The sequence below is a fragment of the Thioalkalivibrio sp. ALE11 genome (assembly GCF_000381205.1).
Taxonomy (GTDB): Bacteria; Pseudomonadota; Gammaproteobacteria; order Ectothiorhodospirales; family Ectothiorhodospiraceae; genus Thioalkalivibrio.
The window spans coordinates 1-1,459 of the sequence record NZ_KB906213.1; the positions used below are offsets into that span (position 1 = coordinate 1).

The 1,459-nt window shown below is 63.3% G+C and carries 1 protein-coding gene and 1 pseudogene; both read right to left on the reverse strand.

Going from position 1 to position 1,459, the window contains the following annotated elements; genetic code table 11:
* Window positions 1–101: pseudogene (locus F620_RS15430) on the reverse strand (flagellin); the annotation flags it as partial.
* Between the two features lie 461 nt (window positions 102–562).
* Window positions 563–1,459, reverse strand: an 897-nt coding sequence (locus tag F620_RS0114130; protein ID WP_019571094.1) for a flagellin, incomplete at its 5' end; no start/stop codon positions are given.

Here is a 1,459-nt window from a genome sequence, read left to right on the forward strand (position 1 = left end):
GATGACAGGCGCTCCAGCGACTGCGAAAGCGCATTCTGCGAAGCATTCAGGTTCCGCTGCGCATTCAGCGACAGGATGTTGGTGTTGATGACTTGCGACATGGTCTTTTCCTCTTGCCATGACAGCCCCATTACGGGGGCCAACCGTGCGGAAACACTTCCGCTCCTGCTGGCGGTAACGGCCGACCGGCAAGGAACTTTAGCCCCGGCGGCAAATTTTTTCCGCCCCACTTCGCCGCACCATGTCGCGCCGCAAACCCCCTTACCCGGATTCTGGCCCATCCCGGCGGCAATTTCCGGCCGCCGCGGAAAAATGCCCGCAATCCATCACACGCCCCGACCTCTTAACCCGCCCCCCGTCGGATCGCGCTAGCGCGCGAACCCATGCCGTTGTCCCCGGGCACTGTAGGAGCGCGCTCGCGCGCGAACTCGCGCGCGAAACCCCACCCGCCCGGACCATCCGCCTCGAGATCACACCCCCCAAAACGCAAAAAGGCCCGCCCCGATCACTCGGGACGGGCCCCGGGATGGCCCGCAGCACGGGCCCGGAGGAAGCCGAAGCCTTACTGCAGCAGACCCAGCACGTTCTGCGGCACCGCATTCGCCTGCGACAGCACCGAAGTCCCCGCCTGCTGCAGCACCTGCGCCCGGGTCAGGTCCGCCGTCTCCGCGGCGAAGTCCGCGTCCCGGATCCGCGAACGCGCATCCGACAGGTTCTCCGATCCGATCTCCAGGTTCGAAATCGTGCTCTCGAAACGCGTCTGCACCGCACCCAGCTCCGCACGCAGCGAGTTGATCTCGGTCAGCGCACCATCCAGCGCGCCCATCGCCTGGGTCGCCGTCTCGCGCGTCATCACGTCAATCTGGGTCAGATCCACGTTCCGGGAAGCTATCAGGAGGCTTCCGTCAAGGAACGGGGCCATCGCATCGCCGTCACCATCCAGGGCAGTCCCGTCCCCGGAAACCGAAAAGTCCGCATCCAACGCCCCCGTCACGGCAATCGTGCTTTCGCCCTGATTGTTCACGCGAACAGAGACCTCCAGAGCTGCATCAGAAACGGCTTCCGCACCGTTTTCGCCGCTGGTCACGGCATCGTTGATCGCGGTATTCATGATCCGCACCACGTCATCTAGCGTGTCGGCACCACTGATGTCGATGCCATCATCCCCATCGATCAGCTCACTGCTGCCCGCAAAATCACTGATGGCAAACTCAGCCGTTTCAATATCGAGGTTGCCATCAAACCCAGTCAATTCCTCCGCGATCTGCTCCTGAGACGGCCCTTGGGCTCCCACAACTTCGGATATACCCAGCTGGGTGGTGCGCGAATCCACGCCACTCACTGCGATGGTCTGCCCCTGGTTTGCCCCCACCTGGAAGAACAGGTCCTCCACCGTGCCATCCAGGATCCGGCCGCCGTTGAATTCCGCCGAGTTGGCCACACGACTGACCTCCTCCAT